We start from the raw sequence: 16,280 nt of genomic DNA, 5'->3' as shown, positions 1-16,280 counted from the left end.
GATGGGTGAAAAGATAAAGCTCGAACACGGTGCGGGCGGAGAAATAATGGAGGAGCTCCTGAGGGACGTTATACTGAAGACCCTGACCCTCAAGAGCGCCGGGGGGATAGGACTTGACGCTTTGGACGACGGGGCGACGATACCTTTCGGCGATAAGCACATAGTCTTCACCATCGATGGGCACACGGTCAAGCCTCTCTTCTTCCCCGGCGGTGACATAGGCAGGCTCGCGATAAGCGGAACGGTCAACGATTTGGCGGTGATGGGTGCGAAGCCTTTAGCCTTAGCAAACTCGATGATTATCGGGGAAGGCCTCGACATGGATGTCCTTGAGAGGGTTCTCCGCTCGATGGACGAGACGTCTAAGGAAGTTCCCGTTCCAATCGTCACCGGCGACACGAAGGTCGTTGAAGAGCCCATAGAGATGTTCGTGATTACAGCGGGAGTTGGAATCGCGGAAAAGCCGGTAAGCGACGCCGGGGCGAAGGTAGGAGACACAGTCCTCGTCAGCGGGACGATAGGGGACCACGGAATAGCACTGATGAGCCACAGGGAGGGCATAGCCTTCGAAACCGAGCTGAAGAGCGACGTCGCGCCGGTGTGGGAGGTCGTTGAAGCGGTTGCAAAAGCGATAGGCTGGGAGAACATTCACGCGATGAAGGACCCCACGAGGGCCGGGCTGAGCAACGCCCTCAACGAGATAGCGAGAAAGAGCAACGTCGGAATCCTCGTCAGGGAGGATGCGATACCCGTGAAGCCCGAGGTGAGGGCCGCGAGCGAGATGCTGGGAATCAGTCCCTACGATGTTGCCAACGAGGGAAAAGTGGTTATGGTCGTTGCAAAGGAGTACGCAGAGGAAGCCCTTGAGGTGATGAGGAAGACGAAGAGGGGGAAGGACGCGGCGATAATCGGCGAGGTAATAGAAGAATACAGAGGGAAGGTCCTCCTCGAAACCGGAATCGGCGGAAAGCGCTTCATGGAGCCTCCGGCCGGAGACCCCGTGCCGAGGATATGCTAACGCATCTCGAAACCTTCCAAAGCTTTTTTCACTTCTTCCACGCTCGCCTCGTCCTCGAGCGTTGAGAGGTCGCCGAGGCCCTTTCCGCTGGCGAGAGCCTTTAGAACGCGACGCATTATCTTCCCGCTCCTCGTCTTCGGCAGTTTGTTGACGAAGAAAACCTCTGCAGGAGCCGCTATCGGTCCGAGGGTTTCCCTGACGTAGTCTATGAGTTCCTTCTTCAGGCCCTCCCTCGGGACGCAGTTCTCCTTGAGGATTACAACGGCAACTGGCACTTCGCCCTTAATCTCGTCGGGCCTTCCGATTACTGCTGCCTCGGCAACTGCCGGGTGGAGGACCAAAGCATGCTCTATCTCGGCCGTCCCAATCCTGTGCCCAGAGACGTTCAGCACCTCGTCGGCCCTGCCGAATATCCAGAAGTAGCCTTCATCGTCCTTCATAGCGTAGTCAGCGGGGTAGTAAATCCAGATTCCCTCGTCGGGCCTGCTGAAGCGCTTCCAGTAGGTTCTGATGTAGCGCTCGTCGTCGCCCCAGATTCCAAGGAGCATTCCGGGCCAGGGCTTCTTTATCACGAGATAGCCACGCTCGTTCGGCTCAGCCGGGCTTCCGTCGGCCCTGAGAACATCAGCATCGACGCCGAGGCCCGGAAAAGTAGCTGAGCCAGGCTTCAGCGGAGGCAACTGTATTCCGGCCGAGGGATAAATCATGTAGCCACCAGTCTCTGTCTGCCACCAGGTATCGATTATCGGGCACCTTCCACCGCCAACGACCTCGTAGTACCACTTCCAGGCCCTCGGGTTTATCGGCTCGCCGACCGAACCGAGGAGCCTCAAACTCGAAAGGTCGTGCTTCTTCACCCACTCGTCGCCGTAGCGCATGAGCATTCTGATTGCCGTTGGGGCGGTGTAGAATATCGTCACCCCGTGCTTCTCCACAAGCTCCCAGGGCCTGTCGGGCTTCGGGTAGTTGAGCGCACCCTCGTACATCATCACCGTAAGGCCAAGCGTTAGGGGCCCGTAGACGAGGTAGCTGTGGCCCGTTATCCAGCCAACATCTGCGGTGTTCCAGAATAGGTCGCTCTCGGTTATTCCCCACGCCCACTCCATCGTCTTGGCCACATAGACGAGGTAACCTCCGGTGGAGTGGACGATTCCCTTGGGCCTTCCGGTGGTTCCGCTCGTGTAGAGGATGAACAGCGGATGATTGCTCTCAACCGGAGCGGGCTCAACGTAGCGCTCGGCCCCGTCGAGGAGTTCGTTCCAGTCGTAGTCCCTGCCCTCGACCATGTTGACGCCGTTCTCTTCCCTCCTGAGGACGACGACGCTTTCAACGCTCGGCGTTTCGAGGAGGGCCTTGTCAACTATCTCCTTGAGGTTGAGCCTCTTACCGCGTCTGTAAAGGTAGTCGGCGGTGATGACGACCTTCGCCCTTGCGTCGTTGATTCTCGTTGCCAAGGCTTCCGCCGAGAAGCCCGAGAATACAACGCTGTGAATCGCTCCAATCCTCGCGCTGGCGAGCATTGCTATGACCACTTCTGGAACGAGGGGCATGTAGATGACGACCCTGTCGCCCTTCTCGACGCCGAGGTTTTTCAGAGCCGAGGCAAAGCGGTTAACCTCGCGGTAGAGCTCGTAGTAGGTGAGCGTTCTCGTCTCACCGCGCTCGCTCTCCCAGATTATCGCGGCGCGGTTTCTCTTTCCCGCCTTAACGTGCCTGTCGAGGGCGTTGTAGCTCGCGTTGAGCTGGCCTCCGACGAACCAGCGGAAGAAAGGTGCCCTTGAGTCGTCGAGGACCTTCTCCCAGGTCCTGAACCAGTCTAAAACCTTCGCCTGCTCAGCCCAGAAATCCTCGATGTTCTCGATGGACTTCCGGTGCTCCTCTCTGAAGGCCTCCATCGGCAGGTACCTTTCCTTGAGAAATCCTTCGCCTATCTGCATGCTACCACCTCGCTTCTCAGAAGTGGGCATTAGGAAACCTTAAAATTCTTTCGTTGATTGTCAAAGTGATAAACGACAAAAGTCGAAAAAGAGTTAGGGGAAGCTAATTAGCCAAACGCCGAAATCAGAATAGCCGTTCGTCGAAACAGGGGCGTGAGGAGTCCCAATTGACAAAGAACCGCCGAAAGATTCCGAAAAAATCCCGCAAATGTTTACAAAAATGTGTAAAAACATGAGAAAGCAACGTCAGACTGCCAAAGGTTTTTCGAATGTGTTCATCCGTTGATTATCCTCCACAGTTCTTCTATCTGCTCTATCGGCTCAACTTCCTTGCCCTTAAGGCTGTCGAGTATGAAGTTCTGGTCGAAGGGAATAACCACGTCGGGCTTAACCGGCAGTTCCTCCTCGACGCCGGGCAGAGCCTTGTTAAGAACGAGGACGTGCTTCAGGCCGAGGCTCTCGCTCAGCGCTTTTATCTTCTTCGAAAGCTCTATGGACTCGGCCGATGGCTCTGCGACGTCGATGACAACGTCAACGTACTTGTCAACTCCCCTTCCGAAGTGCTCTATGCCCGCCTCGGTGTCGACGATGATGACCTCGTCCTCCTTCAGCTTTATTCCCTCGAGAAGCTTTCTGGCAAGGAACCCGTAGGGACAGGCACAGCCTTCCTCCGCCTCCTCAATCTTTCCGATTGTCAGAACGGCGAGGTTACCCTTTCTGGCCAGAATCTCCTCAGGAATCTCATCGAGCGTCCAATCGAAGAGCTCCTCGTCGAGTTCCCCCTGTCCCTCGGCCGCCATGAGGATTTTGGCCCTCTTCTTCCCGCCGAGGTGCTCGGCGAGGGTTTTCACCTTCGGGAGGCCGAGCATCCTGTAGAGGCCGGGGTTGGACTCGTCGGCATCTATTATTAGCACGCGGTAGCCTTTTCCGGCCAGATACTTGCCGAGCATCGCGCTTATCGTGCTCTTTCCACAGCCACCTTTACCGCTCACCAGAACCTTCATTCGTATCACCATCGGGCAAAAAAGTAGCACGATTTATAAGGGCTTTGGTTCATTCTTGTTTCCAACTTCAGGTTCAGGAAAGTGGTATAAAGGCTTCCGCAAAGATAAGAGCGGTGGTGAAGGGTGATTATCTCGAAACCCTGCGTCACGATGAAGGGCGTCGTTATAGGGGCCTACTCGTGGGAGAAGAGGATAAAGCTCGACCTTACTAAAACGGCCCAGTGTTTGAAGGAGAGGGGCTACACGGTAAAAAAGCTCCTGCCCGGAATGATGCTAATCCTGGAGATGGAGGGCTACGAGGTTAGCGTTTACCCGAGCGGGAAGATAATCGTCAAACTCTTAGAAGATGCGAAGAAAGGTGAGGAAATTGCGAGGATTGTTTACGACTGCGCCGGGGTTCTGGAGGTGGTAGCGTGAGGATTCCGGAAGATGTTAGGAAGGATATACCGCTGACGAGCGAGGTCATCTACTTCGACAACACGGCAACCTCGCTCACGCCGAAGCCGGTTGTGGAGGCCATGGACGAGTACTACCTTAAGTACAGGGCCAACGTCCATCGCGGTGTGCACAGGCTCTCCCAGATGGCGACGCACAAGTACGAGGAGAGCAGGAAGGTGGTCGCGGACTTCATCAACGCGAAGTTTGAGGAGATAGCGTTCACCAAGAACACGAGCGAGAGCCTCAACCTCGTTGCCCTCGGCCTTGAGGGCATCTTCAAGCCCGGGGACAAAATAGTCACGACCCCGTACGAGCACCACTCGGATTTACTCCCCTGGCAGAGGTTGGCTAAAAAGCTCAACCTTAGGCTCGAGTTCATTGACGGGGACGACGAGGGCAACCTCGATTTGAGCGATGCGGAAAAGAAGATTAAGGGAGCCAAGCTCGTCGCGGTTCAGCACGTTTCAAATGCGCTCGGCGTTATCCACGAGGTCGAGGAGCTCGGAAGACTCGCTAAGGAGGAAGGCGCAATATTCGTCGTCGATGCGGCACAGAGCGCTGGGCACATGGAGGTTGACGTTAAGAAACTACACGCGGACTTCTTAGCTTTTTCAGGCCACAAGGGGCCGATGGGACCGACGGGGATAGGAGTTCTCTACATCAACGAGGAGTTCTTTGACGTCTTCGAGCCACCGTTAATCGGAGGCGGAACGATTGAGGACGTTGATTTGGATTCCTACAAGCTGACCGAGCCGCCGGAGCGGTTCGAGGCCGGAACGCCGAACATAGGCGGTGCGATAGGATTGGCTGCAGGAATAAGGTACATCGAGAGGATTGGTCTCAACAGAATCGAGAGGCAGGAGAGGAAGCTCGTTAAGCGCACTACGGAAGGCCTTGATGAGCTTGAGATTCCCTGGTACGGGCCGAGGAACATCGACAAGCACGCTGGAGTCGTTAGCTTCAACGTCCCGCCCCTCCACCCGCACGACGTCGCGGCGATACTCGACGAGAACAATATAATGGTGAGAAGCGGTCACCACTGCGCCCTGCCGGTGATGAAGAAGCTGGAAATAAATGGGACGGTGAGGGCTTCCTTCCACGTCTACAACAGCCTTGAGGAGGTTGAGACGTTCCTCGGCGTTCTTGAGGAGCTGGTTAAGGGGCTGAGGGGCTAAGCCCCCGGCCCACGTCCTCCTGTTAAGACGAGGACGGTGAATTCAAAGTCCAGTTTCTTCGTGAGAACGTCTCCCGGAGACTGTGGCCAGAAAACGTAGAACTTCTGCTTCTCAACGAAGTGACCGTTGTGGAAGGTGTAGACGTAAACCTCGACGGCTGGAACCACAAGCAGAGGACGGACAATCACGAGCCCGGCGAAGAGCTTTTTAATCCCGAGACGGGCACTGTAACCAACGTCGTAGATTGTGTAAACCCACATGGGGCCAACGCTGGGAACGCCGAGCTTTTCAAGTTCTGTGGTGTTCAGGTTATACGTTTTAATACCCGTGGAGGACAGAACACACGATGAGGTCATGCAGAAATCGCTGTTAACCGGCGAGTGAAGGTACAGGTACTTATCGAGTAGCCTGGCGCCTGAAAGCGACGTGATAAAAATCGCTATCAGCAGAAAACCCGCCAGTCTCTTCAACCGGTAATTCCCTTTTCTGATGTACTGGTAGGAACTCCAGAACCACGCGATGAGTGCGACCACTATGGAGAAGTAGTAAACCGAGAGGAGTGCCCCGAACACGATGGGGGTTGTCGCGTGCTCGTAGTACACCATTTTACTCACCAGTAAAAGTACGCGAGACATTTAAAAAAGTTATTGAAGGGCTAAGATGTTCACCGAAGAACACCCTCGGGCAATCCACCGTGGAGGACGTCAACGCTCTCCGGGCTCCTCGTTATCAGCGTTCCGGCCCTCTTGCCCACGAACTTCCTCGTCGGGCCCGGCGGAACACCGCTCGTCTCGTAAACGAGCGACTGAACGTCGGGGTCGTGGTAGAGGAGGAGCGTCGGGCCGGCTATGTTCAGGAGCGAGTCAAGGGCGTACTGGCTCGCGATGACCGTAACCCTGTGTTTCAGCGGTTTTGTGAGGAGAGGAATCCCGGCGCTTCCAGCCGTCGTGTAACCGAGGACGGCGCCGTCAACGAGGCCAACAACCGTCTCGCGCCTCTTCTCGAAGGCAGCGGCAAGGATGAGGAACGCTATGCCGACGAGGGTTATGCTCCTGGTCTCACCGAGGTTCACCCTAACGCTTCCCTCGAGCTTTGGAACCTCCCCCGAGTAAAAGACCTCGTCGAGGGGAGTGTAGCTCTCGAGGATGACCTCCGAGTACTTCTCTTTCCTCTTGACCGCTTCTGGAACGCTTGAAACCTTGCCGAGGAGCACGTCAACGTAGAGCCTGTCCGTTAAAGCCCTGTCGAGGCCGTACAGCGTTTGGACGATTGTGACTGCCGTGTACGGGTCGAAGTAGCCGGCCTTGTAGAGCTTTATCGGGTCGAGGCCGAGGCTGGCACCGTCGCGAACCTCGATTACCTCGTCGAAGTCGCCCTCAACCTCTCCAGTGGTGTCGAAGACGACCGCGGAATAGTTGAGCTTCCGGTACTCACCAATCACGTAGGAAAGGAACCTGACGGGGTAATCGTCCATTCCAAAAACCTTCAGCGTCCTGCCGTGGTAAACGGGGTCGTAGAAGACGGGTTCCTCACCTTCGAGAACCTTAACCGCTATCCTGCTGTGCCTCATGAGAACCACCGGAGAAAATAGGAAGAGGTTCTATAAACGGCTTCCGGTTTAAACGCCTAAACGACTTTGACGAGCTTCTCCATCCAGGGACTCACGCGCACCCTAATGTAACCCCTGAACTTCCCGTCAACTTCGCGGTCGCCGGTGTAAACGCGAATCGGGCCGGTCAGCTTGTCCGGCGTCGCCACAACGATTACGTTCTCCTTCGGGATTCTCCTGAGAACCTCGGCCGAGAACTGCTGGTTGCCCCTGCCGAAGAGGAAGTTTGCCCCGCCGATTACCGTGACGACGACCTTGGGATTCCTATCAACGAACCGGAGAAGTTCCTTCTCTGTGGCGTCCTTGACGAGGAGCTTGGCTTCTCCGTCCCTTACCTCCACGACGTCAACGCCGAGGAGCGTCCCGTCTACCCCGAGCTCCTCCTTTATCCTCTTCACCGTCGAGCCCGAGCCGAGGAAATAAATCCCATCGCTCTCAAGGATTTCCTCCGCGACGGCCTCAGCTAAAGCTTCAAGCTCCTCGGCCTCGTCGGCCTTGATAGCTTCCTTGCTCCCCTGCACGAGGTTCTCAACGACGGGAACGAGGGCCTTTCCGAAGGTCTTCGCCCTGACCTCGTCCCGCCTGAAGGCCTCTTCGTCAATATCCCTCACTTCCCTCTCCTCAAGTTTAGCTTCCCCGCGCAGGAACCTAACGAGGACCTCCGATGCCTTCTCCGGTGAAACCGCAAAAACGCCGGAGTACATCTTAACCCCCGTTGGAATCCCGAGGATTGGAACCTTTTTATCAACCACACTAACGATGTCCCTCGCCGTTCCATCACCGCCGGCGAAGACTATGAGCTTAACTTTCCCGAGCATCTCGCGGGCGAGCCTTTTGGTGTGCTCTGAGCTCGTGTCGGGGATTCTAACGCCGTTAACCTCGCGGTAGCGGAACTCGATGGGGATGACCTCAAAGCGGAAGCCGAACTCCCGAAGGTAGTCCTCACCGAGCGGGCCGGGGCCCGTGAGGAAGGTTATCGAGCGGGCCTCTGGGTAGTGGGAAAGCTCGCGCAGGAAGAGCCGGACGAGGTCCGGAGAAACCGGCCTGGCCCCCCGCCTGATGGCCTCCTCGACCACTCCGTCGGTGCCCTTGAGGGCCACCTTACCGCCCATTCCCGCTATCGGGTTCACTATGAGGCCTATCACGCTCTCACCTCATGTACTTCCTCGCGAACACCGTGAGGAAGACCGCCCACATGAACATTCCGAAGAGCGCCTCGACCGACGCTATGACCCTGCCGACACCTATCGGGTGGTAGTCGCCGTAGCCGAGGGTCGTCGCGGTCACTATGCTGAAGTACTCGTAGTCAAGGAAGCTCAGACTGTTGGAAAGCCCCTGAACGCTCCTCGTGATGAAGAACAGGACCGGAAACAGGACGTTGACGGCGAAGAGCCATATCATTATCGGCCTCTTCCAGTCGGTCCCGTACTTGCAGGTCAAGTCCGCGAAGAGCCACTCGAAGCCCACCTCAAAGCGGTCCACGAGCTTTTTGATGCCCTTCCTCCTCGCCCTCAGGCGCGCCTTTCGCCTGGCGACCATCTCAAGGTAGTAGTACTGGTCAGCTCTCTCGAAGTCCCCGCTACGCTCCCAGCTCGTTCTCGCGAGACGGTAGAAGACCTCCTCCGCGTAGGGGTTGTTGAAGCGACAGTCCTCGATTATCATGAACCCCTCTATCGTTAGCTCAAGGGGAAGGCTCGGGAGGACCGTCATAATCCACGTTGAATCCACGTTGACCTGGCTCTTCCGGATTATCAGGTTGCTGTGGACGAAGACGTGAACGAACTCGGGGCTCTTTAGGTGACTCCACTTGACCTCGACGTGGCCGAAGACGTCAAGGTTCTCCAGAACGAGGTTTCCGGAGAATCCCGCGATTGAAAGCCTGACCTGTCTCTTAAACCTCGGCGCGGTGTCGAAGGAAACGTCCCTTATAATGAGCGAGCGAACCTTCACCATCCTCCTGCCGGCCTCGGAAACGTTGACCCCGTGCTCCTCCAGGATTTTTCTGAGCAACGGATACCGGGCGTTTACTCCAATCCTCCTCACGTCACGGAGGTTCGAGAGCTCGATTAGGCCCTTGGCGCTCCGTCCGCCGTAGGTTTCCTCCTCACCCTCGCCAACGTACTGGGTCGAGTTCACCATGAGGTACTTGACGCTCGAATCCTTGACGGAGATGTTGCTTGAGAAGTCGACGCGCAGGATGTTGAGGCCAAAAACGGTTGAGCCCTTGATGAGGATTACCTCCACCGTTGACTGGAAGAGAATGACCCTGTCCACGGTCGAGTTAAGTAGAACGAGACCCTTGATGTTCGAATCCTCTATGATAAGGCTCTTGATTTGGGAGTTCTTGAAAACGAGAATCCTCTCGCTCCGGTAATCCTTGATTGAAACGTCGTAGAGGTAGACGCCCTCAAAGTAGCTCTGACCGACCTTGAGCCTCCGCTTGAACGTCTCGGCCTTGAGCTCTTTTATGCCCTCACCCAGTAGGGACTCGCCCTCGTCGTAGGGGATGTGGAGGGGACAGTACTTCGACCCCTCAACGGGCTTCAGGCGACATTTTTTGCCGTTTTCGTAGACGTACTCGCACATCGTTTCGAGTTCTGAGGGGGACTATTAAGGTTTTCTGCTCTTCAAAGCCCTCATGTAGAAAGCCTCGCCCCGGTAGTTCAGCCGTATCAGCTTTCCTTCCTCCAGAAGCCTCTCGACCACGCCCCAGTCGGTGTTGTTTTTCCTTAAAAGCTCCCTCAGCGCTTCCTCGCGCATCGGGTGAACGGCGGTGATTGATAGAATGTCCTCGACGACGTTTCCGGTGCTCGCGAAGGCGTTGCCCTCGTAGCCGATGAGGTACTCAACCCTCTCGCCGAGGCGCTCGCTGAAGAGCTGATAGGCGAGGTTTATAGTTTCCTCCTTGGCGGGCTCAACCCACTTCTCCGCCGGTGGCCTCGTGGGGACGGCTATGTAGGCCTTATCCGGTTTAAGCTCCGCGAGGAAGTCGGCTATCCGCTCGAGCTCGTCGCCGTACTCTATGTTGACAAGCATCGTCTCGGTTACAAGCGTTCCATCGAAGTCGTCCCTAAAGGCCAGCATACCGTCGAGGATTCTCTCGAGCGAGAGGCTCTTGTGGGGCCTGTCTATCTTCCTCCAGAGGTGTTCGCTCACTGCATCGAGCTTGAGCGAGACGAAGTCGAAGGCCGAGAGGTCCTCCCTCACGTCGTCGCGCCAGATGAGGGAAGAATTCGTCAGTATCGCGAGCGGGACCTCGAGTTCCCTCAGAAGCTCGACCTCGAGGCCGAGGTTTACGTCGAGCGTCGGCTCGCCGTCCGGGACGAAAGTGATGTAGTCAATCCTCTCGCCCCTTTCTCTCGCTTCCTCAACCTTCTTCGAAACCTCCTCAAATAGAAATTCGGGCTCGTAGAAGGGCTTCCTCTCGATTTCCATCCTCAGGGTTCTTCCTATCTGGCAGTAGACGCAGGCGTAGGAGCAGACCTTGTCGGGTATGTTGTTGACTCCAAGGCTTCTACCGAGCCTCCTCGATGGGACTGGACCGAAGGCGAGCATAACACCACCGAATTAGGTTGACCTAAGGGCGTATAAGGTTTTGCCCAACCCTTTTATATTCCCGCGGAGAATTACAACGGATGAGGTGTCAAAAATGAACCCCGTGAAGGAAAAAGACGACCTCGAATCGGTTCTAAAGAACCTGAAGAAGCTCGAGGAGCTCAGCCCCTTCGAGTTCAAGGAACTCCTGATAAGGCTCGCCAAGAGAAAATCCGAGAGGATGATGCTCAACGCGGGCAGGGGAAACCCTAACTTCCTCGCCCTTGTTCCGCGCTACGCATATTTACAGCTCGGAAAGTTCGCGCTGAGCGAGGCCGAGCGACACTTCGGCTACATGGGCGACCTCATAGGTGGCCACAGCGACAGGGAAGGAATCGAAGCGCGCTTTGAGATATTCGTCAGGAACCACTGGAACGAGAGGGGAACGGCCTTCCTGAACTCGGCCGTCAGCTACGTTAGGGATTATCTCGGCTTCTCCGCCGGGGACTTCCTGCACGAGATGGTCCAGGGTTACCTCGGTTGCGACTACCCGTCACCGCCGAGGATGCTCCCGCTGGCGGAAAAGATAGTCGCGAGGTACCTCATGAAAGAGATGGGCGCAGGCTACGACCTCGGCTACTCGCTCGTTGACGAGACCCAACTTTTTGCTGTCGAGGGCGGAACCGGAGCGATGGCGTATCTCTTCGAGTCCCTCAAGGCCAACCACCTCCTCAACCCGGGCGACAAGATAGCGATAGCGGTTCCAATATTCAGTCCCTACCTTGAGATTCCAAAGCTTGACACCTACAGGCTGGAGATAATCGAGGTCAGGGCGAAGGAGGAGCTCGGCTACCAGATACCTGACGAGGAACTCGAGAAGCTCCGCGACCCGGAGATAAAGGCCTTCTTCCTCGTGAACCCCGGCAATCCAACCTCGGTGAAGCTCGAGGATAAGGTTCTCGAAAAGCTGAGGGAGATAGTTGAGGAGGACAGAAACGACCTCATAATCATCACCGACGACGTCTACGCGACCTTCGCGGACGACTTCAAATCTGTCTACACAGTTCTGCCTCACAACACGATACTCGTCTACTCGTTCTCCAAGTACTTCGGCGCAACCGGCTGGCGCCTCGGTGTCATAGCGCTCCATGAGGACAACGTCGTTGACCGTCTCATAAGTGAACTGCCGGAGGAAATCCAGGAGGAGCTTGAGAGACGCTACGCCCCGATAACGCCGAACGCGCGGGAGCTGAAGTTCATAGACCGCCTTGTAGCCGACAGCAGGAACGTCGCTCTGAGGCATACGGCGGGCCTCTCAACGCCCCAGCAGGTCCAGATGGTCCTGTTTGCGCTCTACGCCCTCATGGACGAGCAGGAGAAGTATAAGAACGCGGTGAAGCACGTGCTCAGGAGGCGCTATCGGGCGCTCTACCGGGGTCTCGGCCTCGAACCCGAGGAGAACCCGAACCTCACGTACTACTACACCCTCCTCGACACTGAAAAACTCGCGGAGAGGCTCTACGGCAAAGAGTTCGCGGAGTGGTTCATCAAGGCCCTTCCGATAGAGGAGTTCATCGTCCGCCTCGCCCTCGATGCAGGCGTTGTTTTACTGCCGGGCAAGGGCTTCGAGGTGCTCCACCCGTCGGCGAGGGTCTCGCTGGCGAACCTCAGGGAGATAGACTACATAAAGATAGGCCAGACGATAAGAAGGCTCATAGACGAGTACTACGAGAAGTTCAAAGAATCGAAAGGGGAGTGACCCTTTTCCTTTTCTTCACGACCTCAGCCTTCTGAAGTAGCTCTTGAGGGCGCTCCAGTTGAGGGCTATGTGGACTATCGAGAGGCCGAAGAAGGCGAAGCCGAAGTAGATGTGCAGTGTATCGGCGGTCGAGACCGGCAGTGGGTGGCCGAGCTTTGCCGTCAGCGGGCCGATGAGGAGTATCGTGCCCGTTATTCCCGTGATTAGCCAGAGGGCGAAGAGCAACAGCGAGACGCACATTCTAAGGTTGCACTTCATGGCTCACCCCTTCCTGTAAGTTTTTCCGTCTATGACTATGACGTCGGCCTTGAGCGACCCGTCCTCCTCGCTGGCGAGTATCGTTACCCTCTCACCGGGCTTCAGCAGGGCGAGCATGTCACGCCAGGTGAGGCTCTCGTTGTTCGGCCCGGTCCAGCGCCCGCGTATCTCTATCGTGTAGTTCTCCACGACGACGGCCCTGAGGGCGGTGTCAACGGCCTTTATCACGCCGGTGACGTTCACGGAAGTCGTGTTCAGAACCTCCTCCGGCGAGGGGGCGCTCTGGTTGAGCTCGGTGCCGTTGGGGGTTCCTATGTAGAACTTCACCGTGACCCTCTCCTCGGTTCCGTAGGGACAGCCGGTGCCGTAGTGGAAGACCACGTCTATGCTCCCGTTGCCGAGGACCTTCACAGTGTACTGCTTGAAGGCAGTGTATGCGTCCTTCAGCTCGGTCTTGGTCTCGTTCACGACCTCGACGTTAACCGGGTTCTCGGTCGTTATCTTCCAGTCGGAGTACTGGCAGGGCTGAGCGTGCTTGAACTTGACGGTGACGTTGAGCGTTACGAGCGTTCCGGGCTTCTCGACGTAGGCCTGACCGGGGATAACGCAGAGTATGTCGTCTCCTTGGTGGGAGGTAAGAGAACCAATGTAGTAAACACCGTTGACTGGCCCGGAGGAAGGTGACGGAAGCGGTGTGGGGCTCGTGCCAATTCTCTCGTTGGCGTAGTTCACCGCAAACGGGAGTGCCGTGAAGAGAAAGCAAAGTATGAATGAGATTACAATTTTCCTCTCCATGGGCAGAAATAACGGCGGGATACGATTTAAACATTTTTGCACAAAAGAACACATGAATACATCGAAGTCAAACCCAGCTCAGGAACCTTTTTAAATCAAAACGCTCCCGGCGCACCCTCAAGGTGGTCAGATGAGCCAGAGGGTAGCGGTTGCGGTCAGAAACGCATCGGTGTCGGGCAGGTACAGCAGGATTCCGGAAGTGCCGAGATGGTTCTACTCCTTCGTGCCCTTTAAGATAGCCACGGGTGGAAGTTCCGCACTGGTCAGCCTGTACATCCTCGAACTCGGCGGAAGCGCATCAACCGTCGGAATAGCCTTCGCGCTGGCGAGTTTAGCTTCGATGCTCGGTGCACTGTTCTGGGGCAGGCTGAGCGACAGGACCCTGAGGAGAAAGCCCTTCATACTGCTCGGCTTCGCGAGCGTCCCCCTGTTCCTGCCCCTAATGGCGCTCTCAAGGACACCGCTCCAGCTGATTGCCGTCAACACACTCTACTCCTTCTTCCTCGCCTCAACGCTCCCCGTTCCGATAGCCCTCGTCCTGAGGAGCGTTAGGAAGCACCGCTGGGACCACGGGATAGGCAAGTTCAACGAGATAAGCGGATGGGGCTGGGCGTTCGGTCTACTAATCGGCTTCGGCCTTTCACGCTATCTCAGCGTGCCGGAGCTCTTCGCGACCTTCGCGCTCCTCGGCCTCCCCGCCCTCCCTCTGGCCCACAGAACCATAAGGGAGGCACCAGTTTATATCAACAGGAGGGCAATAAGGGCCTTCGGGAACTACGTCGTCGAGAAGACCCGCTACTTCCCAAGCTTCGTCCTGCACACCAACCTAAGCCTCCCCCCGAGCCTGCGGGAGCTCTATATCTCCCTCGTCCTCCTCTGGGTCGCCATAGGGCTCTACTTCCCCCAGATGCCCGTGCTGATAAGGGACTCCGGCTACGGAGCCGACGTTGTCTACTTGGCCCTCATCGTTAACTCAGTCGTCTCGGCCCTCAACTACACGCGGGTCGGTCAGGGTATGAGGGACAAGAGGGCAACGCTTACGAAGGGCCTGCTCATCAGAATGGGGGCGTTCTCCGTTGCACTGCTCGCGGTATTGGCAGATGGGGCGTTGCCCCTCGTCATGGCCTCCTACGTCCTCACCGGCTACTCGTGGGCCTTCATAAGCCTCTCGTCAACGGGAATAGTGGGAGAAAAAGCCGGAGAGCGCGAGAAGGGAAGCGCGATGGGAACCTACAACGTCCTGAGCTCCGCGGGCTACGTTGCAGGAAGCGCCCTCGGCGGTTCCCTGGTCTCGGAGGTGGGCTTCGGGCCAACGCTTGGACTGGCAGTCCTGCTCGTCGGCGGTAGCCTCGCGGTGATAAAAAGAATGAGCTAAGGTCAGAACTTGAGAACCCTCGCGAGGACTATCAGCGGGTCCCATACCGGCGCGAAGGGCGGTGCGTAAGCAAGGTCAGTGAAGAAGGCGTCCTTCGTCGTGAAGCCCGCCGTTAGCATCGCGGCGGCGGTGTCAATCCTCGGGAGGATTTCAGCACCTACCGCCTGAACGCCAAGGAGTTTGTTGGTCTCGTTGTCAACAACGCCCTTCAGCCATATCGGCCTCGCCCCCGGATAGTAGTGGGGCCTCGTGGTGGCTTTTATGAAGGCCGTCCTGACGTCGTAGCCTTCCTTTATCGCCTCAGCCTCGGTTAGGCCGGTCTTGCCTATCTCGACATCGAAGAACTTGGTGACGCTCGTTCCCAGCACGCCGGGGAAGTGGAGCTCTTTACCGGCGATGTTGCTTCCCGCGACGTAGCCCATCTTGTTTCCAGCGGGAGCGAGCGGAATCCAGACGCGCCTTCCGGTTATGAGGTGCTTCGTCTCGGCGACGTCTCCCGCCGCGTAGACGTTCTCAACGCTCGTCTGCATCTTCTCGTTTGTCCATATCGCCCCGGTCTCGCCTATCCTGACGCCTATCTGTTTAGCCAGCTCAACGTTGGGTTTTATTCCAGTGGCGAGAATCACGAGGTCGGCTTTATACTCGCCGGCGTCTGTGATTACCTTCTCAACTTTCTCCCTACCCTCAATGCGCATGAGGATTTCCTCGGTGCGGAGGTTTATCCGCTTCCTCATCTCCTCCTCAAGTATATCGGTAATTTCCTTGTCGAAGGCCTTCTTCATAACCCTCTCCCCGCGCTCGATGAGGGTGACCTTCTTGCCCTGGGCGGAGAAGGCCTCGGCCATCTCAACGCCTATGTAGCCACCGCCGATGATTACGACGTCCTCAACGCGGTTCTTCTCCATGTACTCCCTAATGGCGACGGCATCGGGCGGGAGGTCGGCCTTGAAGACGCCGGGGAGGTCTATCCCCTCAACGGCGGGAACCCTGGGCGATGCGCCGTTGGCGAAAACCAAATAGTCCCACTCGTAGGTGTGCTCGCCGTCCTCTTCCCTAACGCGAACGTAGCCCTGGCCGACCTCGATGACCTCTGCCTTGAGGTGGAGGTCTATGCCACGCTTCTTGATGAAGACCTCCGGCGGATAGTGCATGAGCTTTTCCGTAGGTGAGATTCCCTCGACGACGTACGGAATCCCGCAGGGGGCGTGGCTGACCCACTCGGTCGCTTCAAAGACCTTGACGTCCCATTCGGGCTTGAGCCTCTTGACGCGCGAGGCGGTGCTCATTCCGGCCGCTCCGCCACCGATGATAACGACCCTCTTCATCCACATCACCGAGAAGGGTTCAAAACCTTCGGTTAAAAAGGTTGGTGGGCAGA

15 protein-coding genes are annotated in these 16,280 nt (G+C 56.8%); 5 read left to right on the top strand and 10 right to left on the bottom strand.

Features of this window, described 5'->3' with window-relative positions:
- The first annotated feature begins 1 nt into the window (after nt 1).
- Nucleotides 2–1,018: a hydrogenase expression/formation protein HypE gene (hypE, locus tag E3E28_RS07225; RefSeq protein WP_167914570.1), complete on the top strand. Its 1,017-nt coding sequence runs from the start codon at nt 2–4 to the stop codon at nt 1,016–1,018.
- Here the strand turns inward: hypE and acs are convergent.
- Together acs and E3E28_RS07215 are read right to left on the bottom strand one after the other, a co-directional pair.
- Nucleotides 1,015–2,955 carry an acetate--CoA ligase gene (gene acs, locus E3E28_RS07220; protein ID WP_167914569.1) on the bottom strand — a complete coding sequence of 647 codons (1,941 nt, stop codon included), beginning with the start codon at nt 2,953–2,955 and terminating at the stop codon, nt 1,015–1,017. The genes hypE and acs overlap by 4 nt on opposite strands.
- A gap of 275 nt (nt 2,956–3,230) precedes the next feature.
- The gene (locus tag E3E28_RS07215) at nt 3,231–3,959 is read right to left on the bottom strand and encodes a P-loop NTPase (RefSeq protein WP_167915299.1); all 729 of its coding nucleotides are present in this window, start codon (nt 3,957–3,959) and stop codon (nt 3,231–3,233) included.
- Nucleotides 3,960–4,082: 123 nt separating this feature from the next.
- Here E3E28_RS07215 and E3E28_RS07210 point away from each other — a divergent pair, with 123 nt between their 5' ends.
- Both E3E28_RS07210 and E3E28_RS07205 read left to right on the top strand, forming a co-directional pair.
- A complete protein-coding gene (locus tag E3E28_RS07210) occupies nt 4,083–4,376 on the top strand; it encodes a hypothetical protein (protein WP_042688831.1) in 294 nt (97 codons plus the stop codon).
- Nucleotides 4,373–5,572 carry a cysteine desulfurase gene (locus tag E3E28_RS07205; protein WP_167914568.1) on the top strand — a complete coding sequence of 400 codons (1,200 nt, stop codon included), beginning with the start codon at nt 4,373–4,375 and terminating at the stop codon, nt 5,570–5,572. The genes E3E28_RS07210 and E3E28_RS07205 overlap by 4 nt, the downstream gene beginning before the upstream one ends.
- Here the strand turns inward: E3E28_RS07205 and E3E28_RS07200 are convergent.
- The 5 genes from E3E28_RS07200 to E3E28_RS07180 are packed head-to-tail and all read right to left on the bottom strand — an operon-like array spanning nt 5,569 to nt 10,736.
- A complete protein-coding gene (locus E3E28_RS07200) occupies nt 5,569–6,186 on the bottom strand; it encodes a hypothetical protein (RefSeq protein ID WP_167914567.1) in 618 nt (205 codons plus the stop codon). The two genes, E3E28_RS07205 and E3E28_RS07200, sit on opposite strands and share 4 nt — an antisense overlap.
- A 50-nt stretch (nt 6,187–6,236) precedes the next feature.
- Entirely contained in the window at nt 6,237–7,142 is a 906-nt protein-coding gene (locus E3E28_RS07195; RefSeq protein WP_167915298.1) for a hypothetical protein, read from the bottom strand.
- 56 nt (nt 7,143–7,198) lie between these two features.
- Entirely contained in the window at nt 7,199–8,326 is a 1,128-nt protein-coding gene (locus E3E28_RS07190; protein WP_167914566.1) for an ATP-NAD kinase family protein, read from the bottom strand.
- Nucleotides 8,327–8,330: 4 nt separating this feature from the next.
- Nucleotides 8,331–9,767, bottom strand: a complete 1,437-nt coding sequence (locus E3E28_RS07185) for a potassium channel family protein (RefSeq protein WP_167914565.1) — start codon at nt 9,765–9,767, stop codon at nt 8,331–8,333.
- Between the two features lie 24 nt (nt 9,768–9,791).
- Nucleotides 9,792–10,736, bottom strand: a complete 945-nt coding sequence (locus E3E28_RS07180; protein ID WP_167914564.1) for a radical SAM protein — start codon at nt 10,734–10,736, stop codon at nt 9,792–9,794.
- Nucleotides 10,737–10,830: 94 nt separating this feature from the next.
- On the opposite strand from E3E28_RS07180, the gene E3E28_RS07175 reads away from it, so the two are divergent.
- Nucleotides 10,831–12,474, top strand: coding sequence for a bifunctional aspartate transaminase/aspartate 4-decarboxylase (locus E3E28_RS07175; RefSeq protein ID WP_167914563.1), 1,644 nt, complete (start codon nt 10,831–10,833; stop codon nt 12,472–12,474).
- A 15-nt stretch (nt 12,475–12,489) separates the two neighbouring features.
- Here the strand turns inward: E3E28_RS07175 and E3E28_RS07170 are convergent, their stop codons facing one another.
- Nucleotides 12,490–12,732: a DUF4405 domain-containing protein gene (locus E3E28_RS07170; RefSeq protein WP_099209268.1), complete on the bottom strand. Its 243-nt coding sequence runs from the start codon at nt 12,730–12,732 to the stop codon at nt 12,490–12,492.
- A 3-nt stretch (nt 12,733–12,735) separates the two neighbouring features.
- Entirely contained in the window at nt 12,736–13,527 is a 792-nt protein-coding gene (locus E3E28_RS07165; protein ID WP_206203811.1) for a hypothetical protein, read from the bottom strand.
- Between the two features lie 130 nt (nt 13,528–13,657).
- Between E3E28_RS07165 and E3E28_RS07160 the strand changes: the two genes are divergently transcribed.
- Nucleotides 13,658–14,902 (top strand): MFS transporter, encoded by a 1,245-nt coding sequence (locus tag E3E28_RS07160; RefSeq protein ID WP_167914562.1) that lies wholly within the window; start codon nt 13,658–13,660, stop codon nt 14,900–14,902.
- 2 nt (nt 14,903–14,904) lie between these two features.
- Here the strand turns inward: E3E28_RS07160 and cdr are convergent, their stop codons facing one another.
- The gene (gene cdr / locus E3E28_RS07155) at nt 14,905–16,233 is read right to left on the bottom strand and encodes a CoA-disulfide reductase (RefSeq protein WP_167915296.1); all 1,329 of its coding nucleotides are present in this window, start codon (nt 16,231–16,233) and stop codon (nt 14,905–14,907) included.
- Nucleotides 16,234–16,280 lie beyond the last annotated feature (47 nt).

Source organism: Thermococcus sp. 21S9, assembly GCF_012027635.1.
Lineage (GTDB): Archaea > Methanobacteriota_B > Thermococci > Thermococcales > Thermococcaceae > Thermococcus.
Note: the sequence above shows the minus strand (reverse complement) of the source record. Positions and strands in the feature narration are given on the sequence as shown.

Coding starts and splice junctions, on each gene's coding strand:
- E3E28_RS07175 (WP_167914563.1), top strand. CDS start 10,831: ATGAACCCCGTGAAGGAAAAAGACGACCTCGAATCGGTTCTAAAGAAC.
- E3E28_RS07160 (WP_167914562.1), top strand. CDS start 13,658: ATGAGCCAGAGGGTAGCGGTTGCGGTCAGAAACGCATCGGTGTCGGGC.
- E3E28_RS07170 (WP_099209268.1), bottom strand. CDS start 12,732: ATGAAGTGCAACCTTAGAATGTGCGTCTCGCTGTTGCTCTTCGCCCTC.
- cdr (WP_167915296.1), bottom strand. CDS start 16,233: ATGTGGATGAAGAGGGTCGTTATCATCGGTGGCGGAGCGGCCGGAATG.
- hypE (WP_167914570.1), top strand. CDS start 2: ATGGGTGAAAAGATAAAGCTCGAACACGGTGCGGGCGGAGAAATAATG.
- E3E28_RS07185 (WP_167914565.1), bottom strand. CDS start 9,767: ATGTGCGAGTACGTCTACGAAAACGGCAAAAAATGTCGCCTGAAGCCC.
- E3E28_RS07195 (WP_167915298.1), bottom strand. CDS start 7,142: ATGAGGCACAGCAGGATAGCGGTTAAGGTTCTCGAAGGTGAGGAACCC.
- E3E28_RS07165 (WP_206203811.1), bottom strand. CDS start 13,527: ATGGAGAGGAAAATTGTAATCTCATTCATACTTTGCTTTCTCTTCACG.
- E3E28_RS07180 (WP_167914564.1), bottom strand. CDS start 10,736: ATGCTCGCCTTCGGTCCAGTCCCATCGAGGAGGCTCGGTAGAAGCCTT.
- acs (WP_167914569.1), bottom strand. CDS start 2,955: ATGCAGATAGGCGAAGGATTTCTCAAGGAAAGGTACCTGCCGATGGAG.
- E3E28_RS07215 (WP_167915299.1), bottom strand. CDS start 3,959: ATGAAGGTTCTGGTGAGCGGTAAAGGTGGCTGTGGAAAGAGCACGATA.